Origin of the sequence: Mucilaginibacter sp. PAMB04274 (assembly GCF_039634385.2) — a bacterium.
In the GTDB taxonomy this organism is placed as follows: Bacteria; Bacteroidota; Bacteroidia; order Sphingobacteriales; family Sphingobacteriaceae; genus Mucilaginibacter.
Window position 1 is genome coordinate 3,836,764 of sequence record NZ_CP155081.2, and the last position, 24,964, is coordinate 3,861,727.

The window sequence follows — 24,964 nt, forward strand, 5'->3', positions numbered from 1 at the left end:
AAGTTGCAAGAAACAATATTAATCTTAACTGGTTAAATAAGCTTTAATTGGTTGTAACTTTAAAGGCTTTTATGTTCTACTTACTTTGCTTATGGCAGTATTTGGTTCATCAGCTAACAACAGGGTGAAACCTTATTCCGATTACGTTTTGAAAATAATTGCAAGATCAATGAACATTAAGTTTTCTCAGATTGCTATCACTCTTTCAGCAGCTTTAGCTATTACCGCTTGTAAAAACAACAAGCGTCTGGAAGGAATGGATAACATTTCGAAATCAAAAGTGTCAGTGCAAACACTAACACCAATGGCTCCGCATGGTATGGTGTATGTACCCGCAGGTACTATAATTGAGCGCGAATTGGTAACTGATACCGCAATGGCGGTAGATACAGTGCCAAAAACAGTAACTGTAAGCGCCTTTTTTATGGATCAGACCGAAGTGACCAACAAACAGTATCGCATGTTTGTGGATTGGGCAGCAGATTCAGTTGCCGTTACCGATTACTTGAAAGATGAAAAATATTTCCAAAAAATAGGCAAAGCTCCTAAAGCTATTAAAAGAGGTAAGGGTGCAGCTGCAGTTGATGTACCTGTTTTTAGAGATACTACCAAAAGGATTGACTGGGGAAAAGTTGGTAACAAACCCCTTTGGCAAAGCAATGATCCTGTTATTAAAGGCTTTTTATTAGGCAAGCTTTATACCATGGAAAACGGCAGGCCAACGTTAATTAAAGATGCCGTAAAATATCGTTACACCCGCCTTAACGTTACCCGGTCAGGTGTAACCAGTTACATTTCTGATACCGTTTCAGTTGTGCCTGATACCAAAGTATGGTCTACCGATTTCCCTAACTCTCAAATGGAGATTATGGATAATAATTACTATACCAACGGCGGTTATAATGAGCATCCGGTTGTAGGTGTAACCTGGAAACAAGCCCGTGCTTATACCGACTGGCGCAGCAAAATGGTTTATGCAAGTGCCGGAGACCGTGCCCTGGCTAAACAATTTAACTTAAAATTTAATCTGCCTACTGAGGCCCAATGGGAGTACGCAGCTTCTAAAGATATGAAGCCTGAAGACTTTGATAAGCTTTCAACAGTGAACCTGAAAGATAAAAAAGCCAAAAAGAAAGTTGATGCACTTGCAGTTAATTTTAAGCAGCAGGAAGGCGATTACCGCCAGGATGGCGCCACTACAACCATGCACGTAAAATCATATGCTCCTAACTCAGTTGGCTTGTACAACATGATGGGTAACGTATCTGAATGGACACTTGATGCATTTAGTCCGTCTTACAAAGAACTGGTACATGATTTAAATCCGGTTTTACTTTATGATGCTGCCGATACTGAAGCAGAAGCAATGAGAAGGAAAGTAGTAAGAGGCGGTTCATGGAAGGACAATGCTAATTTATTAACTCCATCCACACGCAGTTACGAAATACAGAACGTAGCGCACTCGTACATCGGCTTTAGATGTGTGATGCCGGCACCTGATATTGTTATTGAGCAAACTAAGACCCGTAAATTAGCTAAAAACTAACTAATTAAAAACGTAGCCGTTGCAAGCATTGCATTGCAACATAAAAATGATCCAAAATGAAAAATTCAGCACGTAATATAAGTATAGCTGCCCTGTGCCTTTTAGGTGCGGTATTAGTTAGCGAGCCTTCTTTTGCACAAAGAAAAAAGGCAAAAAGCACCAAATCCCGTACAGTAAAAACTAAACCCAGAACAAGCACGGCTACTCAATACCCTTCAGCCAACCTGTCAGAACAAAATGCCGCTAACACAACGGCTCAAGTGAACACCACTGCCTCTGTACAAGCTGCAGTAAAAGATTCATTACCAACCGACTCTTTACCGCCAATGGACGGCTACTACAGAAATGAGATGTTCAACAATGCTAAAGCATTTAACTATCCGGCCATCAACTCGCGCGACGTTAAGTTTTACAAACGTGTTTGGAGAGATATTGATATTAATGATCCTAAAAATTCTCTTTTTAACACCCCAGGAGCAACACTTGCTGATATTGTGTTAGAAGGTCTTAAAAAAGGAAAGCTTACTGCTTACGAGCCCAGTGCAACTAACAACGATAGCACTTTTGCAAGGCGTTTAAATGTAAACAATGCCCTGTCAAAGTTACAGGATAGTGCTATGGTTGATCAGTTTGATGCTAACGGTAACAAAATTGGCTCAAAGATGGTACTGAACGACTTCAATGCCGCCCGTGTAACGAAATTCAGAACTAAAGAAGATATTTACTTTGATAAAAAACGCTCAATGGTGGTTACCCGCATTATCGGTATCGCGCCGTTAATGTCTATACAGGCGGGTGGCGCTACTGTTGGTGAAGCTCCCGCTTTCTGGCTGTATTTCCCTCAGTGCCGCGATTATTTTGCAACAAAAGACCTTTCAGATCCGGATCGTAACTTATATGACACCACTCTGGACGATATCTTTGTTCAAAGAAAGTATACCAGCACTATTGTACGTGCAACTGGTTCAGCAACAAACCGTGCAAATACCAATACACTGGCTTCTACCGCTGGCTTGCCAGGTGGAGCAGGGTTAGACTCTTTAAATAAAGTAAACACAGGTGAGACAGCTAAATTAGTTGAAGGTAAGATCCAAAGCTTTAAAGCCAATACCTGGAGCTATAAAATACAAAAAACACCTACTGAGGCAGAAAAGAAAGCACAAAAAGCGGCTGAAAAACAAGCGGCAATTGCAGAAAAGAATGCCAAGAAAGCAGCTGAAAAGCCAGCTAAGACCAAAAAGTCTTAACAAAATAGATATTACTTAAAAGCGTCTCAAATGTATTTGAGACGCTTTTTTTTTGCGAAGCGCAGCATCGAATATAAACAAAAATGCAACCTTTTATCAGTTGCCACGTATTGCTATTAAATTAATATTTAGGTATCTTTAAGGGCGCCACTATCTGATTTTCCGATACTTCAAATACACTTTCCGATCAGCTGTATCGACATAATTTGCAAAATACACACTACATATTTATGAGTAATGACATCCAATCCTTTTTGAAAGAAGGTGCCAGATTTGAGGACAAAGGAAAATACATTGAGTTTCCTATACTGAGGCAATCTGAATCTTTAAAAGCGAATGCCTACTATTTTGGCAACTTTGAATGGGCTGAAGAGTACCTTACTTATTGCCACCGAAGCGAAACATTTAAAAATAGGTGGTTGGCTGCAACGGGCGACTGGACCGGTAAAACAGTAATAGATATTGGCTGCGGACCTGGCAACATTCATGCTACTATACAGGGCAAACCCAAGCATCTAATTGGTATTGATGTGGCGCCTAAGTCGTTAGAATTAGCAAACGATTTGGGATACACAGCCGTTTTAGCCGATGCTAACAACTTGCCGTTTAAAACAGGAATTGCTGACATAGTAACCTTGAACGCAACCCTGCACCATACAGAGAATATTGACTCTGTACTGAAAGAAGCGGCAAGATTAGTTAAACCTGGCGGCGTATTGGTAACAGACCACGATCCTCAGCGCTCAGCCTGGGATTATAAAGGTCCTGCCTTGTTGTTATGGAATGCACGCTTGCTCTACTATCGCTTAATTGGTTACAGCTTTCATAAGTCGCCAGAACAGCAGAAGTGGGCATTAGCATGCGAAACACATCATAAACCGGGTCATGGCGTAACCAAGGAGCTGTTTGAAAGCATTTTAGAGCCGCATGGCTTTCAAGTTAATGTTTACCCACACAATCATGAATTGGGGAAAGAAGTATTGGAAGGAAAAACGGGACCGGTAGAATTTAAATACAAGTTGGGCAACATCCTATCGGGCAGAAACCCTAATACAAATAAAAGCGCTTTAACCTTAATGTGCGTTGCACGAAAGAATTAATTCAATAAATAAAAAAAGGCCCTGTTGTAACAGGGCCTTTTTTTATTTATTGAAAGCGTCGAACTCTTTGTGTTCGATGATATGCTGGGGGAGTGATTTGAAGTACTCGTAGGTGATCTTCAGTCCTTCCTGACGTGACACCTTGGGCTCCCAGCCCAGTATGGCTTTGGCCTTGGTGATATCCGGCCTTCTTTGCTTCGGATCATCCGTTGGCAGCGGCTTGGAGATGAGCTGCTGGTTGGTACCGGTCAGCTTGATGATCTCCTCTCCAAATTCCCTGATAGTGATCTCATCGGGGTTACCAATGTTCATCGGCTGCACGTAATCGCTCAAAAGCAACCTGTAAATGCCCTCCACCAGATCATCCACATAGCAGAACGCCCTGGTCTGGCTTCCGTCACCGAACATCGTCAGCGGCTCGCCTCTTAAGGCCTGGCCAATGAAAGCCGGCAGCACCCGCCCGTCGTTCAGGCGCATCCTTGGTCCGTAGGTGTTAAAGATCCGTACAATGCGGGTCTCCACCCCATGGAAGGTATGGTAGGCCATCGTAATGGCTTCCTGGAAGCGCTTGGCCTCGTCATACACGCCTCTTGGTCCTACCGGGTTTACGTTGCCCCAGTATTCCTCCGGCTGCGGGTTTACGTTCGGGTCGCCGTACACCTCCGAGGTGGAGGCGATCAGCATCCGGGCGCCTTTGGCACGGGCCAGTCCCAAAAGGTTATGCGTGCCCAGCGAGCCTACCTTAAGCGTCTGGATCGGGATCTTTAGATAATCGATCGGGCTTGCCGGTGAGGCAAAGTGCAGGATGTAATCCAAATGCCCCGGTATGTGCACAAACTTGGATACGTCGTGGTTATAAAACTCGAACTGCTCGAGTTTGAACAAATGCTCAATGTTCTTCAGGTCGCCCGTAATGAGGTTGTCCATACCGATCACCCGGCACCCTTCTTTGATAAAGCGGTCGCACAGGTGCGAGCCCAGAAAGCCTGCCGCTCCGGTAATGAGTACTCTTTTGCCTTTTATGTCTTGGTTCATAGTGGTTATTGGTTATACTTCATGGTTCATAGACCACGGTTCATCGCTTTTGTTGGTTGATGATCAATATTGGGTAGCATATCGTTTAAACGAGAAGTTCTTCTCACTCTATGTACTATCAACTATAAACCATCGAACGCAACTACTTCACTTCCTTGCGTCCAATAGAGTTATAGTAAAAGCCGCAGTCGATCATCTTGTCCAGGTCGTACAGGTTACGTCCATCAAAGATCACCTTGGCTTTCAAAAGGCTTTCTACCTTGTTAAAGTCCGGCGTGCGGAACAGTGACCATTCGGTCACAATCAGCAGCGCATCGGCGCCCTCCAGTGCTTCGTACTGGTTTTCGGCATACTTGATCTTATCACCGATCAGGTTCTCGACGTTCTTCATCCCCTCGGGGTCAAAGGCGGTCACTGTAGCGCCGGCTGCTACCAGGGCATCGATAATGTACAGGGCCGGTGCCTCGCGGATATCATCCGTCTCGGGCTTAAAGGCCAGGCCCCACAGGGCAAAATGCTTGCCGGCAAGTTCGCCGTTATAGTATTTCTTTACCTTTTCGGTCAGTACCGTCTTTTGGATCTCGTTCACTTCCATCACCGAGTTGAGGATCTTAAAGTCGTAGCGGTTCTCCTGGGCCGATTTAGCCAGGGCCTGTACGTCTTTAGGAAAGCAGCTGCCGCCGTAGCCAATGCCGGCAAACAAAAAGCGTTTACCGATGCGTTCATCTGCCCCGATGCCTTTGCGCACCATATCCACATCTGCTCCTACCAGCTCGCACATATTGGCAATCTCGTTCATAAACGAGATCTTGGTGGCCAGAAACGAGTTGGCCGCATACTTGGTAAGCTCTGAGCTCCGCTCATCCATAAAGATGATAGGGTTACCCTGGCGCACGTATGGGCCGTAAAGCTCGCCCATGAGCTTGCGGGCACGTTCATCAGAGGTGCCTACCACTACGCGGTCGGGCTTCATGAAGTCTTCCACAGCTACCCCTTCTCTTAAGAACTCAGGGTTGCTCACCACGGCATATTCCACCCCGGGTGCTGCATGCTGCTGCATAACGGCCGTTACCTTATCTGCCGTGCCCACCGGTACGGTTGATTTGGTCACGATCACTTTATAATCGGTCAGCAGTTTGGCGATGTCGCCGGCTGCACCCAGCACGTAACTGAGGTCGGCTGCGCCGTCGCCGCCCGGAGGGGTAGGCAGGGCCAGAAAGATGATCTTGGCTTCCCCGATCCCTTCGGCCAGGTTGGAGGTGAACGACAGCCGGCCCTGGGCGATGTTGCGGTGAAACAACAGCTCCAGTCCTGGCTCATAGATGGGCAGCTGACCTGCCTTCATCATCTCTACCTTCTTTTCATTGATGTCTACACAGACCACCTCATTGCCCGTCTCTGCCAGACAGGTCCCCGTTACCAATCCCACATAGCCTGTCCCTACTACCGCTATTCTCATATAATATTGTTCTAATTATAAATTTTTATTGTGTTACTGTATGTTTTGTTAAAAAGTCTTGGTAAGCTAGCCGGATACCTTCTGGCAGGTCTATTGTATGTTTCCAACCCTTACTGTGCAATTTGGATACATCCATTAACTTACGCGGGGTACCATCCGGTTTCGAGGTATCAAAAGCAATTTCTCCTGGATAACCCACGGTTGCTTTAACCAGCTCGGCCAGCTCTTTTATAGACAGGTCTTCACCTGTCCCGACGTTTACTAAACCAGCTTCGTTGTAATTCTCCATCAGGTAATAACAAGCTGCGGCTAAATCATCGGCAAACAAAAACTCGCGTTTGGGCGAGCCGGTTCCCCAAATTGTAACCGATGGTAAACCTTGCTCTTTTGCCTCATGAAACCTGCGGATCATGGCTGGCAAGACATGCGAATTCTGAGGATGGTAATTATCGTTATAACCGTACAAATTGGTTGGCATAACCGAGATATAATTACAGCCGTACTGTGCACGGTAAGCATCACACATTTTTATACCGGCTATCTTAGCTATAGCATAAGGCTCATTGGTGTCTTCTAACGGACCGGTAAGAAGGTAATCTTCTCTTAAGGGCTGTGGCGCCATTTTAGGATAGATACAACTGGATCCCAGGAACATCAGCTTTTTTACGCCGTTGAGGTGAGCCGATTGAATGATATTATTCTGTATCTGTAAATTATCGTACAAAAACTCAGCCCGGTACGTGTTATTAGCTACAATACCACCCACCTTAGCGGCTGCCAAAAACACATAGTCAGGCTTTTCCTGTTCAAAAAATACCGCTACCGCTTGCTGATTGCGTAAATCAAGCTCTGATGAACCGCGCGTTACAAAATTTGTAAACCCTTCCTGCTCCAACTTGCGCTTTATAGCCGACCCCACCATTCCGCGGTGACCGGCTATATATATCTTCGCTCCTTTTTCCATCACGAAGCCTATTCGAATTGATTTTTGATTTGGTAACCTGAGTCTTTCAGCAGTTTTTCACGTTGGAACAGATCTACGTCCATAGCCACCATCTCGGCCACCAAACCTTGCAGGTCATACTTCGGTTTCCAGCCCAGCTTGGTCATTGATTTAGTTGGATCACCAATCAGTAATTCTACCTCCGTAGGACGGAAATACTTAGGATCTACAGCTACCACTTCGGTACCTGCTGCAACCTGAAACTCCGGTTTTGAGCAGCTTACCACGTAACCTTTTTCCTCTACCCCTTCGCCTTTGAATTCAACCTCGATACCCACTTCAGCAAAAGCCATGCGCACAAAGTCGCGTACATAAGTGGTTACACCGGTGGCAATAACAAAGTCTTCAGGTGTTTCCTGCTGCAGGATCAGGTACATCGCCTCCACATAGTCTTTGGCATGTCCCCAGTCGCGCTGCGCATCCAGGTTACCCAGGTAAAGCTTGTCTTGCAAATCCATGGCTATCTTGGCTACCGCACGGGTGATCTTACGCGTTACAAAGGTCTCACCCCTGAGCGGACTCTCATGGTTGAACAGGATGCCGTTACAGGCATAAATGCCGTAGGCTTCCCGGTAGTTGACCGTAATCCAGTAAGCATACAGCTTGGCTACGGCATAAGGGCTTCTGGGATAGAAAGGCGTCGTCTCACTTTGCGGAACGGCTTGTACCAAACCGTAAAGCTCGGAGGTGGAGGCCTGGTAGATGCGGGTCTTTTTCTCTAATCCTAAAATACGGATAGCCTCCAGCAAACGTAGGGTGCCGATACCATCGGCATTGGCTGTATACTCGGGCGTATCAAAGCTTACCTTAACATGGCTCATCGCACCCAGGTTATAGATCTCATCGGGCTGTACCTGCTGAATGATTCGGATCAGGTTGGTGGAGTCAGACAAATCGCCGTAGTGCAAAACCAGGCTGGGATGTGGTTCATGCGGATCCTGGTAAAGGTGGTCTATCCTATCGGTGTTGAACAACGATGAACGGCGTTTGATGCCATGTACCTCATAGCCTTTTTCCAGTAGTAACTCTGTTAAATAGGCCCCATCCTGACCTGTTATCCCTGTTAGTAGTGCTTTCTTCATGCGTATAATCTGAGTGAAGTTATGTTATATTTTAATTATTTTTACTAGGTAAATCCAATTCAAAAACAGGAGATTTATTCACCACCTGATCAATTAGAATACCCATTACATTATCAATATTGAGATACTTAAGCGCGTACTGCCGGGCATTATTGCACTTTCTAATCGTCTCTTCCTTATTATATCTTAATTGCAAAACTTTATCAGCTAAAATTTCGAAATTCTCAGGCTCAATAATATAACCTAAGTCATATTTATTCACAATGTTGTATAAAGAGCTTCCGGCAAGGCAAGTTACAATACATGTACCACCAACGGCTAATATAGTAGTGAGTTTGGATGGCATTACTAAATCACTTGCATTTGCTTTTTGCAAAACCAAATGAACATCAGCCAGATTCAAAAACTCATTGAAACTTTCTTTACCCTGCACAGGGACAAAATTAATATTACTTAAGCCTTTCTCCCTGGCTATTTCTATCAACCGTTCTTTGTAAGGGCCTGATCCGCAAATTATGAATTTTACCTGGGTTTCCTGCTTTAGTATTTCGGCTGCAAATATTACGTTCTCAAGTCCTTGCTTTTCGCCTATAGCTCCTGAATAAAGTACGATGAGATCATTAGGCTGATAGCCCCACTTGAGTTTTATTTTGTCTTTTTCAGATATCGGAAAAAAGTACGAAGTATCGGCCCAGTTAGGAAAAAGTAAAACATCTTTGTCAACCTTCGCTCTTACTTTATCAACCATACCTTCAGATATAGTACTTATGTAATCGACCTTTGACAGTAAGTTATACTCAATTTCATATAACTTATCTAATAACTTATTGCTGGATAGCATTCCAAGGTCTTGAGCAGCCTCAATCTGCATATCTTGTATATGGTAAAGTAGCTTTCCGCCGCTATAATTTTTCACCATTAACCCCAGGTAAGCCAAATGAAAAGGCGGAGCAACAGTTATTATCAAATCAAACTTTTTTGATGATAACAGCAACTTAAAAATTACCCAAGATTTAAAAAACCAGAATGATATATCTTGAACCATTCGGCGCTTTCCTGTAGGACGGGTGGGAATATAAGACGGACAACGATAAACGGTTACCTTGGCATCACTATCAGGATAATCTATGATTTCTTTTTTATACCACCTGTTGCTGTAAGGGGCCTGTACTTTCCATTGCGGGTAATATGGAAACGTAGTTATAACCGTACAGTCATAACCGTTTTTAGCCAACCATTCTATCATTTCGCCGTTATACTTCCCTATACCAGTAGGCTCGGGAGAAAAGTTATGGCTAATTAATAGGATTTTTTCCCTTTTCATTCAAGATAGTTTGATTCCGGCTAAGACAAATTAATTGTAAATATATAAAATATTTGCAAACAAGTTAAAAATACTGACTATTTCTTACAGATAACACAATCATCGTATTTATAATATACAAAATTATTAATTTATAGTAAAATGTAAATATTAATTCTACCACCTGTATTTAACAAAGGCAGCAGGGTTTCCCCTGTAAACTCCGTTATCTGCTAAGCTATTGGTAACTACGCTTGATGCAGTAATTACAGCGTCGATTCCAATCACAACATTAGGCCCAACAAAGCAGCATGCACCAACCCAACATCCGTCTAACAACGTAATAGGCCCATTACGATACGGCATAGAAGGGTCTTTATAATTATGATTTCCGCCGCATAAAAACGCTCTTTGCGAAATACATACGTTATCACCAATAATTACCTTTTCAAAATTTAAAATGTATGCTTCCTCACCAATCCACACATCGTTACCGATATCCAGCTTCCAGGGAAAATGAATATTGATACGAGGTTTTAAAATCACCCTGCTCCCAACTCTTGCACCGAAAGCTTTCAATAAAAAAGCCTTAACGCTACTTGGAAAAGGCAACGGTGAAAGGAAAAAAACGACCTTAATAATGTACCAGCACACTTCCTTAACTTTGCCGGCACCTCTGTTAAAGTTATTTGCGTTAAAGTCCTTTAAACTTACTTTGGAAACATTAGGTTGTGCATCTATTTCCATTATAGCTTTTTATCTTTCAGCTTTTCTTCTTCAATTAAGCGCAACGCCAGGAGCATTTCAACCATTGTGCGTTGTAAAGTATAATGCCAGCCCGCCCAACCGTCTAATATTAATCCTTTCACAAAAAGCGAATAGAAAAACACGATGAACGGCGCCAATATTTTGTTTTTACGGATTTTGGAACTAAAAGATACCTTGTCATTGGCAGTATTTAACAATTTATTGCATTCTTTTATCGAATAACTGTCCTGGTTGCTTAACCAGCGGCTTAATGATTTGCGGTCGTCATGCAAAATTGGGTTTGCAAACTCACCAGTTTCACCATTTATTCTAAGCCTTTGCGTATGGCCGTCATCGTAATAAATACAGTCGGCTTTTTTAAACAGAACAGGACGGGGTGTTGTATTATCCTTTCGCAAAGGCTTGCCAAATACCAAAAAAGTAAAATTCGATAAGTAGGCCGACCGGTTATCCTGCTTTATGAACGTTAGTATCTCTTCACAAAAGGCGGTAGTAAGTACATAGTCAGCATCGAGGCTTAACATCCATTTGGCATTGGCTAATGAAAGGCCGTAATTCCACTGTGTAGCGTGCGTATCAAACTGGCGTTGTACAAGCGTAACATTTGGGTAAGAATTGGCAATGTTAACTGTTTCGTCGGTACTAAAGCTATCAACAATTATGATTTTACCGATCCAGGTTAGCTTATCTAAAACTCGTTTTAAATTAGGCTCCTCGTTTTTTGTTAAGATAACAGCTTGTAATATATCTGCACTCGTATTTTCCATGTATTATGCTTTCAAATATAAGCAGCCTATTTATTAATTCTTTATTTAATGATATTGTCAATTGCCTGATATAATTTGCTTATAAGCATTTATATAACCCGCAATAAGCTTTGATTCTGAAAATACACCGTTTATAATGTCCCGGCCATTGCGGCGAATATGCTGCCGCTTTTCTATCTGACTCTCAGCTTCTGTCAGCTTTGCAGCTATGTCATCAACCGTCAAGGTGCAAACCCAACCGGCATCGTTATTCTTAACGAAGCCTGCTAAAGCTACATCTTCAGAAACAAGCACAGGAGTGCCCATGTGCAATGCCTCCACCACTACATTGGCAAAGTTTTCATTGAAAGAGGTTAAGACAAATAAATCGGCCTGCAAAAGTTCAGTGAACTTTTCCTCCCTCGATTTCCATCCCAGCCATTCTACGTTATGACTTATATCTAACTGTGTAGCCAAAGCTTTTAGTTGTGCAATATAATCTGCATCCCCGTCGCCGGCAATCTTAAGCTTAACCTTGAAGTTAAATTGACTAATGGCTTGAAACAGTATTTCAAGACCTTTTTTAGGGTGTATTCTTGATAAAAATAACAATGTGAACACTTCATTTTTCTGGCGTACAATGTCCGTGCCCGGCAATGATAATATGTTAGGCATCACAAAACCCTGCCAACCAGGTATAAGTGCCCTGCACTCCCGATATTCTGCATCGGCTGTGGCATGAAAGTGCGTTTTTTTCAACAAGCTATAGCCAAATAATTTGTGCATAAGCTGTTTGGCTTTACTGCTGCCGGATGTAAATATATAATTGCTCAGCATACCCCTGGGTGCAACGATTACTTTTGCCTTTTTCATTAAGCAAATTTTTACGGCCACCATAACGAGTATATTCCACCAGGAATGAATATGTATTACATCGTATTGTTTGGCTGTTTGGTACAGTGTACGCCAAAGTGCCGGCGATACATGCGTTGGATCTTTAGTTATTCGCTTAAAATACGTTACCTGCACACCATCAACGTTCATAGTCTGGCCTGGCGCTATGTCAAGCTCAGTTGGCCCGTTTGCTGTTGTTGTATACACATGTACGGTATTCCCGGCTGCAGCTAATCCTTCACATAAACGCGCAACCGACTCAATGGGGCCGCCATACACGTAAGCGGGTTTGTAAGAAGGTACGATGTGTAAAATTTTCATAGTATGACAGGCAGTCTTTAGTTATGCCTTGTTAAGTAATTCCTTGTAAATTTCTTCAATCTGGTTAAGTGCTTTAGCCGAACTGAACCTGCTGCCGTTGTTTAGACCGTTATTAATTACCTGTTCCAGCTCAGAGGGCGATAGATTGATTACCTTATTAACTACCGCGGCAGCTTCCGTAGCCCATAAATTGCCCACATTGCCAAGCCTTTTGCGTGGTATATAAAATGCAGCGCTGCCGCCCACCTCGGTCATAGGCACTTCGTCGGTTGTAATTACCGGGCAACCGGAGGCCATTGCCTCGGCTATAGGCCAGCCAAATCCTTCGGCTAATGATGGAAACAAAAAAACACTTGCGCCATTGTAAGCCCACTTTATAAAATCATCGGTTCTGCCACTGAGTAGATGAATATCTTTTTGATATGGTGAGTTGCTCCATTCTGACAGTAATGCGGCATTAGCCTTAGCGCCCACCATAAGCAGCGGCAAGGTTTGATCATAAGTTTTACGCCAGGCATTATATATTTTAATGACACCAACACGGTTTTTGTACCATTGATTTCCACCTATGTGCAACAAGTAGCCAGCCTGGGTTTGTATGCCGGTTTCGCGCTCAATCAAACTTCTTGCTTCGTCCCTGTTTTGTGGGCTGAAGTTTTGCGTAAGGCCGTTATAAACCATTTTTGAATGCCGTGGCATGTAGCCTAACATTTGGTGCAAATCCTGCCGCGTGTTGTTCGATACAGAAATGAAATTTTTCCCTTGCTTGTACCCATTCCCTATAAACTTTTGATATTTTTTACCCGTACTGCTTGTTGGATTTTCGGGTATGAGTCCAAGCGCCGACTTTTGAGCTAAAAAATCATGACAGTGAATTACGTGCGGCAGGTGAGCCACCAAAGGCACCCAGGGGCCTAAGGCATGATCTGCAAACACAAATAAGGTATTAGCCGGTAAAGCTTTTAAACGTGCCCGTGTTTGTGAAGGAAATACCAGGTATTGATCAATATAACCCAGCCATTTTTTTAGGCTTGCTGGTACCGGCACTTTGTAAAACAAAGCCTTAGGAGTCCAAACCTCTACCTCGTGACCGCGTTGCTGCATACCTTCAGCCAAAAATTTAGCAAAACGAGGCATGCTTTGTGAACCCAGAAAAGGTGGATGTGTAAAGAGAACTATTTGCATTAAATAAATATATCAGACGGTACTTACAGGTTGTGGTTTTTTGGCTACAACCTTCCTTGGCTCATTAGTTGCGGCTATAACCAGCCCTATGGTTAGCACACTAAAACCTAAAGATGTAGGCTGCGCCCAGTTACCCTGCGGTCCCAATAATAAGCTCACGGATAACAACGTCCAGGGCAGCACTTCTCCGGTAGCCAGTTTACTATAAGCCATTTTGAACGTTTTTATACTGAGACTGGTACGAATAATGAGTGCAATAATACCCAGTATAAGCCCCATTTCAGCAATCATCCTGCCTACCTCGCCCTCTGCAATACCCGAGGTAATAATACCCGTTGTTAGCTTACTACCTACGTTGGTTAGCAAGCCTATACCGAAGCCGAAAATCGGGGCGTCTAACGCCGAAGAAAGGGGCGTAATGATATCTCCTAAATAACGGTCAACCAGCGTACCCTCCAATCCGCCTTCGCTATTACCGGCCGATTCAAAACGATGGGTAAATGCCTCAGTAGCCGTTTGGAAAAAGCTCAGCTTGCTCAATATCATCAAAAGCAGAAATAAACCTACACTGGCCGCTATCACTTTCCCGATATACTTTGGCTTACGGGCCGAGGCCAGTACAACAAACAATGCTACCACACAAATGGAAAAAAGCAACGCCCGGCTTATAGAAAGCGGGATGGATGCAACGAGGCAAAACGTGGCTGCCAACAATACAATGCGGTTTATAAGTTTTTGATTGAGCCAGAAATAAAATACATAGCAACTTAAAAAAGTATAAAATAACGACACGCCATTAGTGAACGAAAAAGTGCCCGGCGGGCGGAAATACCCCATCGCACCGGAGAAGCCTCCGCCTTCATCACCGCCAACTGCGCGGTTAACCCAGGCCGACTGCGGACTGTAGAACTGGGCAGTTACAAGCACAGTCATGGGCAGAGCTATCCATAAGGTTGCTCTGCCGATTTCTATAACGTCGTTCTTGTTAAAAACCCTTCCTATCAGGAAAATAAAAGGCAGATAGAACAAAAAAGTCCTGGCTCCAAATAAGGCGACAAGTATGTTTCCGTGCCCAAACAGCACCGCCGTAAAAATACTGATCACACCAATTACAACAGACGTGCTGATGTAGTTAGATTTAGGTAAGATGCCTAATTTATTTGCTTTGTACATTGCCCAAATTACAATAGGATCGCGTACCAGCAAAAGCGGTGTTGCTAAAAAGGGTAAAACCCATTTACGCAATGCACCTTCAAAAATAAGTAACAGGAAATAACTCCATAGCGCAATCTTTAACGATCTGTAAGGATCGTTCTTTTTAGCTGCATTTTGCCTTACTTGCCGCGCTACAGCTGGTTTACCTATATACTTTATTTCTTCAGCCATTCCATATCATTTAAGTAAATGTAACGATAATTAACACTACGTTCATTTACGGTTTAACGCCGCAATGGCGCGGGCCAGTTCCTGCCCGTATACATGCCAAGTGCGCTTACTTGCAGTTTCCTGAGCTGCACGGCCCATTAAACGAATCCTCTGTCTGTCATTAATCAAGTTTTCCAGCGCCTGGGTTATAGCCTGTGTCGAACCGGCTTCAATAAGCAGTCCGTTCTCGCCATTAGTTATGAGATCCGGCCCTGCGGTTCTGTCTGTGGTGATTACCGTTAATCCCTGAGACATGGCCTCCGTAATAACTAACCCAAAGCCTTCAAACAGTGATGGAAACACCAGTACATCCTGTGTACGCATCAATTTTAAAATATTTGCATGGGGCAGGCTGGGTATCCATTTATGTTTGTTTAATGCATTGTCTAACGCTGCACAATCATTACTTGCTTTACGCCCCACCACGGTTAGGTCCACAAAATCGGCTAACTCACCTGCCGCGGCAAAAAGATTGGCGATACCTTTACGTTGCGATAGTCCTCCAACAAACAGCACCCGTAATTTTCCATTACTGTTATAATCACTCCGCGGCTCAACTGCCGGAAAGCCATAAGGAATTACCGTAACGGGTGCCAGCCTCCCATTAAAATCGGCCAGTGTTTTTGCAGTAAAGCTACTTGCCACAAATATATGATCGGCCAATTGTAGCTCTTCGTCTTTATAACCGAGTTTAGTATCCGAATCTTTGAAGCCGGTTAAGGTCGAAGCCCATTCGGGCCATTTTTCAATCTCTTGTTTTAGCAAACGCCTTGCTGTACGCCAGTAGCCTATAGGCAAATCATAATAACAGGGAATATTAAGCCGCTTTGCTTCATTAAATGAATACCGAGCCCCATCCTCATAGGCATATACCGCAGTGTAGGCTGTGTTACCAGCCTGTGATTTTAAATTTCTGGCTACCCATTTATCATGCTGCCGGTAAACAGCATCAACAGAAAACATACCTTGCTCGTGCCTGGTCAATTTACTTAAGTGTAATTTAGAAGCCAGTAACCTGCCGGTCTCAAACCAAGGATAAAACTTGGTATGCGCCTGCAAAGCCGGATGAAACTGCCTGCGTTTAATTTCAGCCAAAGCACCTATACCACTTACGCGGTCGAGCCAGTCTCCAGGAAAAGAAGCTATAGCCGTATAAAAGCCCGACAGCATCTCAGCTTCATTCAAGCCTTGCGCAACAGCTCTCACGTTGGCATTTCCGGTGGGATGGGATAAAATTATCTTCATACTACTTTAAGGTAGTTACCGCTTTTTCTATAACTTTCAGATATTCTTCAGCCACCTTTTGTGGCTCATGGCTTTTAAGATGCTCCGGCGCCGCATTCCTTAACTCCAGTTCAAGCGAAGAACTTCCTAACAAATGTGCTAATGAATCGGCCAGGGCATCAACACTGCCACGTTTTACTACCAAACCTGCTTTACCTACTGCATCAGGTAAGCCACCTCCGTCGGACACTATGGGTAAACAACCGCAAGCCATTCCCTCGAGTGCTACATTACCAAATGGTTCTTCCCAAATGGAAGGCACTAATAGATACTGATGCTGATGAAGGTGTTGAACCAGCTTTTCGCCACTTAAAGCGCCTGTGAAGGTTACTTGTTCTGTCAGGCGCAATGCAGTTACCATTTGTTCCAACTTGGTTTGCTCAGTACCGTTGCCTATTATCGTTAACGACTTTCTGATTCCTTTGTCTGCCAATATCTTTAAAGCGTTGATGGCGATATCGGCACCCTTATCAGACACGAGCCGGCCCATAAAAACAAAATCTTTACTCCGTTCTGTACCTGCAATAACCTTAAACAGCGTGTTGCGATACGGATTACCTATAACGATGGCTGCTGGCCAGCAGCGTTTACGGATAGCATCGCTTACGGCAATTACACCCGACGCCCGCTTGAGCCATTGAACTTTTAACTTGTCTTGCCAGGCGATGCTGCCATCCATACGGTTTATCCAGGTGCGAAGCGCTACCACGATCGGTTTACGAAAGAACAGGGCTGGCCATGACAAACGCAACGATGGATTATTTTCAAAAACTACGTCGGCCCAACGGTGCGCGTTAAAAAGCATTGCCCTGTTGGGTTGCCTTATAACTTTGAATGGAAACTCCTTGTCGCCGCTTGCGGCTGTCCAGGTAAGCATCTCAACCTCGTGCCCGGCAGCATGGAACTGCAAAGCAAGTATTTCGGAGTTTACCTCAATACCACCGATATCCGGATAAAACTTGTGAGTGATAAATAATATCTTGAGTGGCATGGCTATTAATTAACTTTAATACTGTTTAAATCGGCCAGGAATTGATTGGCTATGGTTGAAAGCCTAATAAGCTCACAGGCAGCCTCGACTGCAGCTTTTGCTTTTTCCACTTCCGTAAGGTTGGGATGAAGCACAATGCAGTCCTTTAACCGATCATCTAAAAAGCCTATATTGTTATTGTTAAAACCAGGATGTATGTTGGGTGCTGCCACCGGAACGCCATGTTCAATAAATGCAGCTGCACTTCCGCTTTTACCCAGCGCATGCCGCGGAACTGATGTTATACCAAGATGGCAGCTTTGCAGTGCCTGTGACAATTCCTGATCATTTAAAAAGCCAGTAGAAGTCACTTGTTCAATAATCGACTGCGCTTTCAACACTGCTGCACCTTTATGAACTTTGCCGCCCTTGCCACCTATAAAAACCACTTCCAATGCTCTGTTTTCTTTAGATAAGGCGTCTTTTAAGCCTTTGATGAAAATAATAACATTGTTCGACACATCGGCCTGGCTAAAGAAACCCAGTATAAATTTTCGGACGTTACTGTTATACAACACGTTACCATGATGCATACTAATGTTCGAAAACAATGGCAGCGGGTTGATTTTTCTTTTAGATAACGCCGCTAATTGTTGTTTGTACTGGGGCAATTGCGTGTGTATTATCGAAGGATCTACGGATTTAATTAGATTGCCGATAATTACCTTTTGCAATAAAGCGTAAATCTTTTTTTTGAAGTCGAATTGTTGCGCACCAACCCATAGTTCATGAAACATGATGTGCCATTTGTTATGCGTACCTAATTTACTTAACATACCGGCTAACTGGTAGGGTAAGCCCTTGCGTTGAAAGCTGTAAGGCACAAATTGCAGGCTGATCCAGTGGGGATCAAAGTGCTTAATATCATCTACTACCTGATTAAAGCTGCTAATGGTATTAATACGTAAGATGCTGATTTTATCGCCCTCAATTTCTTGCCTTTCACGTGTGATTTGAGAAACATGCTGGTCATTCAAAGCAACAATCATTACCTGGTTACCCTGGCGTGTTAATTGCCCCGCCAGGCAGCGTGTATAATCACCCACCCCATCCTTTCCGGGCTCCAAACAACCACAAATGAATGCAATTTTCAAATCAGCTAATATTATAGTATGATGAATCAGGTGTTACTCGTACTTACTAAAACAAGAATTTAGCAACCCTTTGAACTGTCCGGTAAGTTGCTCCTTACGCTCTGCATTTTTTACAAAGAATTTTGCTGCGAGCAACTCAATGCTGTGCCGCAGCATTAATACAACCGGAAAAACAGCATATACAGCCGCCGGGCGATGCCTTAGAAAATAACGGAGGCGGCCACGATGAAACTGCTTGGCTCTGGATTTTGACCATGCCGATAAACTTTGCATATTATCATGAATCACTTCATTGCTTTCGATGATCCCCATTTTCCACCTTAGGATTTGCAGCCTTTTTGCCCAATCTAAATCACAGTCTGAAAATGGGAACATTTGGGCATCCAGTCCGCCCGATTCCTGCCAGGCTTTCACCTTAACCAGCAGGGGGCTTGTATACACAATATCTGCATAACTGAATTTTATACCCGCAATTTGCTCATGCCAGCGGTACGGAATCCTTTCCAGTTTAAACTTGTGCACCACCTGTTTCCCTAAGGCAAAGTTTGTAATTTTAGGAAAAGGTGATCCGGCGCCGGCAAAACTTCCGTCATGCCTTTTTACAGTGAACCCGCAGGCGGCCAATTTACTGTCATGCTCCAGCATTTGCTGTGCTTGCTTTAACGGCCCGGCACTCAAAATTTGATTATCCGTCTCGTAAAACAACAAATACTTCAACGATTTATACTCGCTTATTGCATAGGCTACACCAGCATTCAGCCCTGCTGCAAAAGACGTATCATCTCCCGGCTGGGGGATCATCAATCTAACAGGAATGTTCAATGATAAAGCCTCGCTTTGAAGCCATTCTACACTACCATCCTTTGATCCGGCATCGTATACAACTGCAACACAATTATCTTTAAATTCCGAACCAGGCAGCCAATCAGATAATACCGAGAGGCATTCCTTTAATAAGGATAGTCTGTTAAATGAGTTTATGATAACGGCTAATTCTGTTGTAATCATTGCTAAGTTTATGGTGTAAGGCGTTTGTAGCATACGCCCGTATTACTATTAACGTATTTTGCTTTTTGCGCCTAAGCTTTCTAAAATATTTATGGTATCAGTGGCATGTTTTTTCCAGGTTTGCTGCTGCACATCTTTATACGCTTGTAAACCATATGCTTTTATCTCATCACGATTATTCAGCGCGTAGGTAATATTATTTAATAAACCCGCAGTATCTCCAAGATTGCTTATTAACATATTTTCCTTGTTGCGGCCAAAGTCGCGTAGCGCCCCTTCCAAATAGCCCACTACACATAATCCGCAAGCCATGGCTTCTAATGTGCTCTTGCCAAATCCTTCACCGTATGATGGCATTAAAAACACATCATTATCCAGGTATATATCCGCTAGTTCGTTACGTTTTACCCAAGGTTTAATCACAAGAGATTCGCTATCCAAAAAGTCAAAATCCTGCCGGGCCTGTACTAAGGCATCGTCGTTAATTATAAATGTAACAACAAACTCTCCCGACCGATCGCTAAGCTGTTTAAATGCGCTTTGTAAGTCTTTTATTCCCTTACGCACCAGATATTGCCCGGCAAACAAAAAGTGTACTTTCGTACTTGCTTTGGGGCGCAGGCCAATGCCGATATAACTGCTGTCTAATCCGTAACTTAATTTAAATATTTTGCCCGAATGTTCGGGATAATCATTCCTAATGTATTCTGCATCATCAGAACCTGCACAGAAAACGGCATCACTGTACTTTACTGTTAGCACCGAGCAGTGCTTTAAAAATTTGATGAGCAACCATTTTTTTAGAGCGGCTACCGACGTTTCTTTTTTTGAAAAACTATACCTCGTTAGTGCTAACCGCAGTTCCCAGCCATGTGTCCGGTTGATAAAAAGTGTTTGCGGATATTGTTGCCTCAAGTTTTTGAAGGCATACCAGGCATGAGGTTGGCTAACTATCACAACATCATACTTGTGTTTAAGCAAGGCTTCCTTTAACTGGTTGTATTGAACAAAAGGTAGTTCCAAAATACGGCCGTAGTTGGGTCCTTTTACATACTTTCTATCCTTATGCCATAAGTAATCTACTTTATGCCCAAGTTGTTCCACATGGTTACCAATAGTGATTAAGCTACCGGCAGCACCGCTATCAGGCTTGTAAAGAAAATCACTTACAAATAAGATCTCCATTTAAAGTTTATTATCTGGTTGCGCTAAGCCATAACCGGCCATCAACCTAATCAATGCACTAAATCTTAACCCAGCCAATTAGGTTTACTGTTTACGACTTAACGGTCTGTTTAAGTTGCTTTATTCTTTCAAAATTTTTCAGCAGGTGCTTAACCGTATATTCTTTATTAGTAACCAGGGCCTTCGTTATGGCTGCCATAGTAGAAATTTTGTTACCCGCTGTTGGTTGATAAACGAACGACAATGACAGCAGTGCGTAAACCATGCTGTCCAGAATTTCTACGCTATTATTAAAAGACCTCCTTACCGGTATAAAGTTGTGGTGTATAAAGGTATCAGACAGATGCCTGATACGATAGCCCAGATACTTTAACCGGGCACCATACTCTAAATACACGTAACCAAACCTGAAGTACTCGTTATTCAATATATTCCGGTCAACTACCTCGCGCGGATATATGGATGCTCCGCATGATATGGCATGACTGTTTTGGCTGTCTTTAGGCTGGGTGGAAAACCCTCTTGGATGCAATTCGCCCGGGCCGCGGTAAGGTGCGGCGTTGGGTGGAACCCTTGGCGGCGAATACTCCCCTATCACCCAAATGGCTTTAGGATCTTCTTTGATCTTTTGTAGACAAGCTTCGAAGTGACCAACCGGAAAAGTATGATCATCGTCCATAGTACGGATGTGTGTTCCTTTACAATGCTTAGCCACAAAGTTGCGGTTAGCATATAGCCCTTTTTGTGGGCCGCTCAGGTATTGTGCATGATATGCCTCGGCAATCTCCCTGTTTTTTTGGATGGATTCCGACTCCGATGAATCATCAGATATTAAGACCTCGAACCACAAATGGGGTTGTTGGTAAAGGCTTGCTAAACATTTCTCCAGCAGATCGGGCCGGTTGCGGGTAACTATGGCAATACTTAATTTATATTCAACAACATCTGCCATGCTTAACCTTTCCTGTAAAAGCGGTGAATAAATGATGACAGTAAAAGGGATGTCTTTTTTAATCGCTGCTCATAATCGCTATGTGCTTTTATGGGATGCTTGGCATAAAGCCAGTAATGCTTATCGGCCAGTGAGGGGCCTTTGCCTCTCAATGCAGTACGTATAAACTTCTTTTTCCATGGCTTGGTAGATCCCAAAGCGTGTGACATAATTTTACCGCCACTAATCAAATCCATGCCTTCGGGCCCAATTTCGCTGATAGGCGAAAGGCTGCACATGGCGGTGATGTTCAATCCGTCCTGGTCCTGCGCCTGAAAAAGATGTGACCTGGTTAATTTATGTTTAAACTGACTGGCGCTTAATTCGAAGTATTTAAACCCGGCATCCATTACACTTACCCATGTTTGCAAAAACTCTATATGCTGCTTATTTACACCGCAAAAGCCTCCGTTTATGTACGAATATAAATCGCGGGTAACTGTTTTACCACACTTCTCGATCACCTTAAACCACCACTGCCTGAGCGGATGACTGGGCGGCATATCATTCATTGATCGTTCATGCACTAAGGCAACGCCACACTGCACCCAGCTCTCGAAAAACTCCCACTCACATTTTACGGTAATATCCGGGTCAAAGTAGAATATATTGTCGGCACTTTTAGCAGGGCCATCCCACAGCTCTAACAAAAAGTTTGGCTTATAATTCGTTAAATGATACTCTGTAGTAAGCGGTAAAAAATGGAGTTGAATTTGATCAGAAACGGTAAAGGTATAAGCTTTAGGCCAACTAGGGAGGCTGCTCTCTTTTGCATCTGCCGCCCAAAAGGGTAAACTCCCCCTGTATCCGGCAAAAATATCACCTGCAAATCCGTTTTTCTGTAAAGAATTAACAAGTGAGGCTACACCAAAATGATAATGCCCCTCAAAAAGTGTACATATTACAGAACTCATAGGGTTAGCTTTTTCCAATCAATTTTGCCCAAAAGCCTTTTTTTGGCTCGGCTTCACCATAATAACTATAATCATACTGGTAGCCATATCCAAATGAGGAGGCATCAATAGAATTAAAAATAATGTTAAGGTTTCTGAATACTTTTTTAACGTAAAGCTCATTAAGCAGCGTTATATGCGTTTTACGTGTAAAGTTATGCCTTATCAAAAAGAAAGTAACATCGGCATACTGCCCTAATATCTGCGCGTCGGTTACTAAGCCAATTGGTGGTGCATCGATAAGGATGTAGTCATAATCCCGCTTAAGCTCGGCAATCATGGCGGGCATATTCCTATTCATCAAAATTTCGGCAGGATTTGGTGGAATAGTTCCACTCTCTATCATGTAAAAGTTCTCCTGCTGGGGTACCTCTCTTATAATGTCTTTATATTCAACCTTACCAATCAAATAGTCTGACAAGCCTACTTTCTTTTCCATACCCAGGGTTGATAACAACTTTGGCTTCCGTAGGTCTAACTCCAATATAATTACCTTTTTGCCGGTGCTCGCCAAGCTTGCACCAAGGTTCAAGGAGATAAAAGACTTACCTTCACCACTCACTGTTGATGTAAAGAGAATGGTTTTACTATCCGGATTTGCGATCAGGAAGTCGAGATTGGTTCTTAAGGCCCTCACCTGCTCAGCAATAACAGACCTTGGCTTGGCTGTAATTGTTAAGGCATTGGCATCATCTGAATGGGATATCTGTGCTATAATAGGCGCCCTGGTGGTTCGGGTAATATCCGATTTACGACGAACGGTGTTATTCAGCATGTCTTTCAGGAGTATCACACCCAAGGGCAAACCTATGCCCAAACACACAAATATCATGTATAAGGTAGATTTCACAGGCTTTATAGGCGCTCCTGTGGCACGAGCTGGATTTATTACCCTACCATCTGCCGTATTTTGAGCCAGGGCAAGCCCGGTTTCTTCGCGTTTCTGTAATAGGAAGTTGAATAAGTTATTTTTGATGCTTTGGTTCCGCATTACATCTACTAACTCACGCTCTCGAACAGGCACTTGCTGTAAGTCGGATTCGAACTTTGAATTCAGCTTTTCAACCTCACGCTTACTTAGCAATAAATTGCTGCGCAAGGTGCCCAGCGTTTCTTTAAGAGATCTTTTAAGCGATAGTATCTGATCGTTAATCGATGCAACAACAGGATTAGTTTCAGGAATTGTTCTGAGCAGGCTTTGCTTTTGCAACTTAAGTGTTCCTAACTGGCTAACCATAGAAGTTATGGTACCATCCGAAAGGCCCAGCATAGAGGGCTGAACTACGTCCACATTATCGGGCTTTGCTAGAAAGCCTTCTATTTGCTTTAACATGGTTAACTGCAGATTTATGTCGGTAACTTTAGCGTCATTTGCTGTTACTCTTCCATAAATTTGCGATGCCTGGGTACCTAAATCAACCGTGTTATTTTGTGACTTAAACTGCTGAACATTTCTTTCCTCTGTACCTAGTTCGCGCTGAAGTACTTTAATACGTTCATCAATCCACGCTATGGTATTGGCAATAGTTTGTGTCTTGTCGCTCAATGATGCCTCAATGTAGGCTTGAACCACGGCATTCAAAAAGTCTTCGCCACGCTTAGGTATAGCATCTTCGGTAGAAAGAACGAGCATGTTGCTTTGTTTACTAACGGGCGCAACCATTAATCTGCTCAGATATACCCGTGCTACGTCTTCTACCGAACTAAAGCTGACAAAGTATGGTTCCTTTGTATAGGCCTGAACGGGCTTAACCAATATGACACCAGCCGCCGTACTTGTTGGCTTGTTGAAAGGCACTTTTTGTCCGTTAAATAAAACTTCATTATTGTTGATAACCTGAATAGGCCATGGTTTGGTGTAAGTATTACGCGATGGCGTAATCATCTCAACCTTGGCGGGTTCGTTTAAGTAGAGTAAACGTTTATTTAACCTGCCTTCGGCATAATATTCAGTTTGCAGCGCTAAATCCTTAACCACTTTTTCAATTAACGAGCTTGACTTGATGATCAAGATTTCGTTTTCAACTTCAAGGTTTGGCGGTGTAACACCCAATTCTTCCAAAACCATTTTGTTGGTGGCCTGCTTGGCGTCTTTTAGGAGAATTTGAGTTTGGATGGAATACTGCGGAACTTGCGTTTTTACATAGAAATATCCTATTACCGAAAACACAAATAACGAAAGCAAGAACCACTTCCAATATCGTAAATAACCTAGTATAAGGTCAACAATACCCCCTTCGCTCTCAGCAGCGGTTTGTATCGTTGGATCGTATAATTCTTCTTCTGTATTCATGATTGAATTTGA

The 24,964-nt window shown here is 43.3% G+C and carries 21 protein-coding genes; 3 read left to right on the top strand and 18 right to left on the bottom strand.

What is annotated here, in order from left to right:
- Positions 1–169 precede the first annotated feature (169 nt).
- The 3 genes from ABDD95_RS16075 to ABDD95_RS16085 all read left to right on the top strand — a co-directional run bounded on the left by ABDD95_RS16075 (position 170) and on the right by ABDD95_RS16085 (position 3,893).
- Positions 170–1,546, top strand: a complete 1,377-nt coding sequence (locus ABDD95_RS16075) for an SUMF1/EgtB/PvdO family nonheme iron enzyme (protein ID WP_345948359.1) — start codon at positions 170–172, stop codon at positions 1,544–1,546.
- Between the two features lie 56 nt (positions 1,547–1,602).
- Complete coding sequence (gene gldN, locus ABDD95_RS16080) at positions 1,603–2,793, top strand: gliding motility protein GldN (RefSeq protein WP_345948360.1); 1,191 nt, start codon at positions 1,603–1,605, stop codon at positions 2,791–2,793.
- A gap of 230 nt (positions 2,794–3,023) precedes the next feature.
- The gene (locus tag ABDD95_RS16085) at positions 3,024–3,893 is read left to right on the top strand and encodes a class I SAM-dependent methyltransferase (protein WP_345948361.1); all 870 of its coding nucleotides are present in this window, start codon (positions 3,024–3,026) and stop codon (positions 3,891–3,893) included.
- Positions 3,894–3,935: 42 nt separating this feature from the next.
- Here the strand turns inward: ABDD95_RS16085 and ABDD95_RS16090 are convergent, their stop codons facing one another.
- From ABDD95_RS16090 to ABDD95_RS16175, 18 genes are all read right to left on the bottom strand, one after another.
- Positions 3,936–4,916: a UDP-glucuronic acid decarboxylase family protein gene (locus ABDD95_RS16090; RefSeq protein WP_345952085.1), complete on the bottom strand. Its 981-nt coding sequence runs from the start codon at positions 4,914–4,916 to the stop codon at positions 3,936–3,938.
- Positions 4,917–5,070: 154 nt separating this feature from the next.
- The gene (locus tag ABDD95_RS16095; RefSeq protein ID WP_345948362.1) at positions 5,071–6,387 is read right to left on the bottom strand and encodes a UDP-glucose/GDP-mannose dehydrogenase family protein; all 1,317 of its coding nucleotides are present in this window, start codon (positions 6,385–6,387) and stop codon (positions 5,071–5,073) included.
- A 25-nt stretch (positions 6,388–6,412) separates the two neighbouring features.
- Positions 6,413–7,351, bottom strand: a complete 939-nt coding sequence (locus tag ABDD95_RS16100; protein ID WP_345948363.1) for a GDP-L-fucose synthase — start codon at positions 7,349–7,351, stop codon at positions 6,413–6,415.
- Positions 7,352–7,359: 8 nt separating this feature from the next.
- Positions 7,360–8,472, bottom strand: coding sequence for a GDP-mannose 4,6-dehydratase (gmd, locus tag ABDD95_RS16105; protein WP_345948364.1), 1,113 nt, complete (start codon positions 8,470–8,472; stop codon positions 7,360–7,362).
- Positions 8,473–8,503: 31 nt separating this feature from the next.
- Entirely contained in the window at positions 8,504–9,796 is a 1,293-nt protein-coding gene (locus ABDD95_RS16110; protein WP_345948365.1) for a WcaI family glycosyltransferase, read from the bottom strand.
- A 156-nt stretch (positions 9,797–9,952) separates the two neighbouring features.
- Entirely contained in the window at positions 9,953–10,522 is a 570-nt protein-coding gene (locus ABDD95_RS16115) for a WcaF family extracellular polysaccharide biosynthesis acetyltransferase (RefSeq protein ID WP_345948366.1), read from the bottom strand.
- The gene (locus ABDD95_RS16120; RefSeq protein ID WP_345948367.1) at positions 10,522–11,310 is read right to left on the bottom strand and encodes a glycosyltransferase family 2 protein; all 789 of its coding nucleotides are present in this window, start codon (positions 11,308–11,310) and stop codon (positions 10,522–10,524) included. Before ABDD95_RS16120 ends, ABDD95_RS16115 begins: the two co-directional genes overlap by 1 nt.
- 57 nt (positions 11,311–11,367) lie before the next feature.
- On the bottom strand, positions 11,368–12,504 hold the full coding sequence (locus ABDD95_RS16125) for a glycosyltransferase (protein ID WP_345948368.1): 1,137 nt from the start codon (positions 12,502–12,504) through the stop codon (positions 11,368–11,370).
- Positions 12,505–12,525: 21 nt separating this feature from the next.
- Positions 12,526–13,641, bottom strand: a complete 1,116-nt coding sequence (locus ABDD95_RS16130; RefSeq protein WP_352432913.1) for a glycosyltransferase — start codon at positions 13,639–13,641, stop codon at positions 12,526–12,528.
- 60 nt (positions 13,642–13,701) lie between these two features.
- Positions 13,702–15,075 carry a hypothetical protein gene (locus ABDD95_RS16135; RefSeq protein WP_345948370.1) on the bottom strand — a complete coding sequence of 458 codons (1,374 nt, stop codon included), beginning with the start codon at positions 15,073–15,075 and terminating at the stop codon, positions 13,702–13,704.
- 42 nt (positions 15,076–15,117) lie between these two features.
- Positions 15,118–16,359 (bottom strand): glycosyltransferase family 4 protein, encoded by a 1,242-nt coding sequence (locus ABDD95_RS16140; RefSeq protein ID WP_345948371.1) that lies wholly within the window; start codon positions 16,357–16,359, stop codon positions 15,118–15,120.
- A 1-nt stretch (position 16,360) separates the two neighbouring features.
- Positions 16,361–17,389, bottom strand: coding sequence for a glycosyltransferase family 4 protein (locus ABDD95_RS16145; protein ID WP_345948372.1), 1,029 nt, complete (start codon positions 17,387–17,389; stop codon positions 16,361–16,363).
- A 5-nt stretch (positions 17,390–17,394) separates the two neighbouring features.
- Positions 17,395–18,522: a hypothetical protein gene (locus ABDD95_RS16150; RefSeq protein WP_345948373.1), complete on the bottom strand. Its 1,128-nt coding sequence runs from the start codon at positions 18,520–18,522 to the stop codon at positions 17,395–17,397.
- Positions 18,523–18,555: 33 nt separating this feature from the next.
- Positions 18,556–19,530 carry a glycosyltransferase gene (locus ABDD95_RS16155; protein WP_345948374.1) on the bottom strand — a complete coding sequence of 325 codons (975 nt, stop codon included), beginning with the start codon at positions 19,528–19,530 and terminating at the stop codon, positions 18,556–18,558.
- Positions 19,531–19,578: 48 nt separating this feature from the next.
- Positions 19,579–20,715: a glycosyltransferase family 4 protein gene (locus ABDD95_RS16160; RefSeq protein ID WP_345948375.1), complete on the bottom strand. Its 1,137-nt coding sequence runs from the start codon at positions 20,713–20,715 to the stop codon at positions 19,579–19,581.
- 91 nt (positions 20,716–20,806) lie between these two features.
- Complete coding sequence (locus ABDD95_RS16165; protein WP_345948376.1) at positions 20,807–21,667, bottom strand: glycosyltransferase family 2 protein; 861 nt, start codon at positions 21,665–21,667, stop codon at positions 20,807–20,809.
- A gap of 2 nt (positions 21,668–21,669) precedes the next feature.
- Entirely contained in the window at positions 21,670–22,620 is a 951-nt protein-coding gene (locus ABDD95_RS16170; protein WP_345948377.1) for a hypothetical protein, read from the bottom strand.
- Positions 22,621–22,624: 4 nt separating this feature from the next.
- Entirely contained in the window at positions 22,625–24,952 is a 2,328-nt protein-coding gene (locus tag ABDD95_RS16175) for a polysaccharide biosynthesis tyrosine autokinase (protein ID WP_345948378.1), read from the bottom strand.
- Positions 24,953–24,964 lie beyond the last annotated feature (12 nt).

Excerpts from the sequence above, each read along its gene's own strand:
- ABDD95_RS16075 (WP_345948359.1), top strand. The coding sequence starts at position 170 with ATGAACATTAAGTTTTCTCAGATTGCTATCACTCTTTCAGCAGCTTTA.
- gldN (WP_345948360.1), top strand. The coding sequence starts at position 1,603 with ATGAAAAATTCAGCACGTAATATAAGTATAGCTGCCCTGTGCCTTTTA.
- ABDD95_RS16085 (WP_345948361.1), top strand. The coding sequence starts at position 3,024 with ATGAGTAATGACATCCAATCCTTTTTGAAAGAAGGTGCCAGATTTGAG.
- ABDD95_RS16095 (WP_345948362.1), bottom strand. The coding sequence starts at position 6,387 with ATGAGAATAGCGGTAGTAGGGACAGGCTATGTGGGATTGGTAACGGGG.
- ABDD95_RS16100 (WP_345948363.1), bottom strand. The coding sequence starts at position 7,351 with ATGGAAAAAGGAGCGAAGATATATATAGCCGGTCACCGCGGAATGGTG.
- gmd (WP_345948364.1), bottom strand. The coding sequence starts at position 8,472 with ATGAAGAAAGCACTACTAACAGGGATAACAGGTCAGGATGGGGCCTAT.
- ABDD95_RS16110 (WP_345948365.1), bottom strand. The coding sequence starts at position 9,796 with ATGAAAAGGGAAAAAATCCTATTAATTAGCCATAACTTTTCTCCCGAG.
- ABDD95_RS16115 (WP_345948366.1), bottom strand. The coding sequence starts at position 10,522 with ATGGAAATAGATGCACAACCTAATGTTTCCAAAGTAAGTTTAAAGGAC.
- ABDD95_RS16120 (WP_345948367.1), bottom strand. The coding sequence starts at position 11,310 with ATGGAAAATACGAGTGCAGATATATTACAAGCTGTTATCTTAACAAAA.
- ABDD95_RS16125 (WP_345948368.1), bottom strand. The coding sequence starts at position 12,504 with ATGAAAATTTTACACATCGTACCTTCTTACAAACCCGCTTACGTGTAT.
- ABDD95_RS16130 (WP_352432913.1), bottom strand. The coding sequence starts at position 13,641 with ATGCCTCGTTTTGCTAAATTTTTGGCTGAAGGTATGCAGCAACGCGGT.
- ABDD95_RS16135 (WP_345948370.1), bottom strand. The coding sequence starts at position 15,075 with ATGGCTGAAGAAATAAAGTATATAGGTAAACCAGCTGTAGCGCGGCAA.
- ABDD95_RS16140 (WP_345948371.1), bottom strand. The coding sequence starts at position 16,359 with ATGAAGATAATTTTATCCCATCCCACCGGAAATGCCAACGTGAGAGCT.
- ABDD95_RS16145 (WP_345948372.1), bottom strand. The coding sequence starts at position 17,389 with ATGCCACTCAAGATATTATTTATCACTCACAAGTTTTATCCGGATATC.
- ABDD95_RS16155 (WP_345948374.1), bottom strand. The coding sequence starts at position 19,530 with ATGATTACAACAGAATTAGCCGTTATCATAAACTCATTTAACAGACTA.
- ABDD95_RS16160 (WP_345948375.1), bottom strand. The coding sequence starts at position 20,715 with ATGGAGATCTTATTTGTAAGTGATTTTCTTTACAAGCCTGATAGCGGT.
- ABDD95_RS16165 (WP_345948376.1), bottom strand. The coding sequence starts at position 21,667 with ATGGCAGATGTTGTTGAATATAAATTAAGTATTGCCATAGTTACCCGC.
- ABDD95_RS16170 (WP_345948377.1), bottom strand. The coding sequence starts at position 22,620 with ATGAGTTCTGTAATATGTACACTTTTTGAGGGGCATTATCATTTTGGT.
- ABDD95_RS16175 (WP_345948378.1), bottom strand. The coding sequence starts at position 24,952 with ATGAATACAGAAGAAGAATTATACGATCCAACGATACAAACCGCTGCT.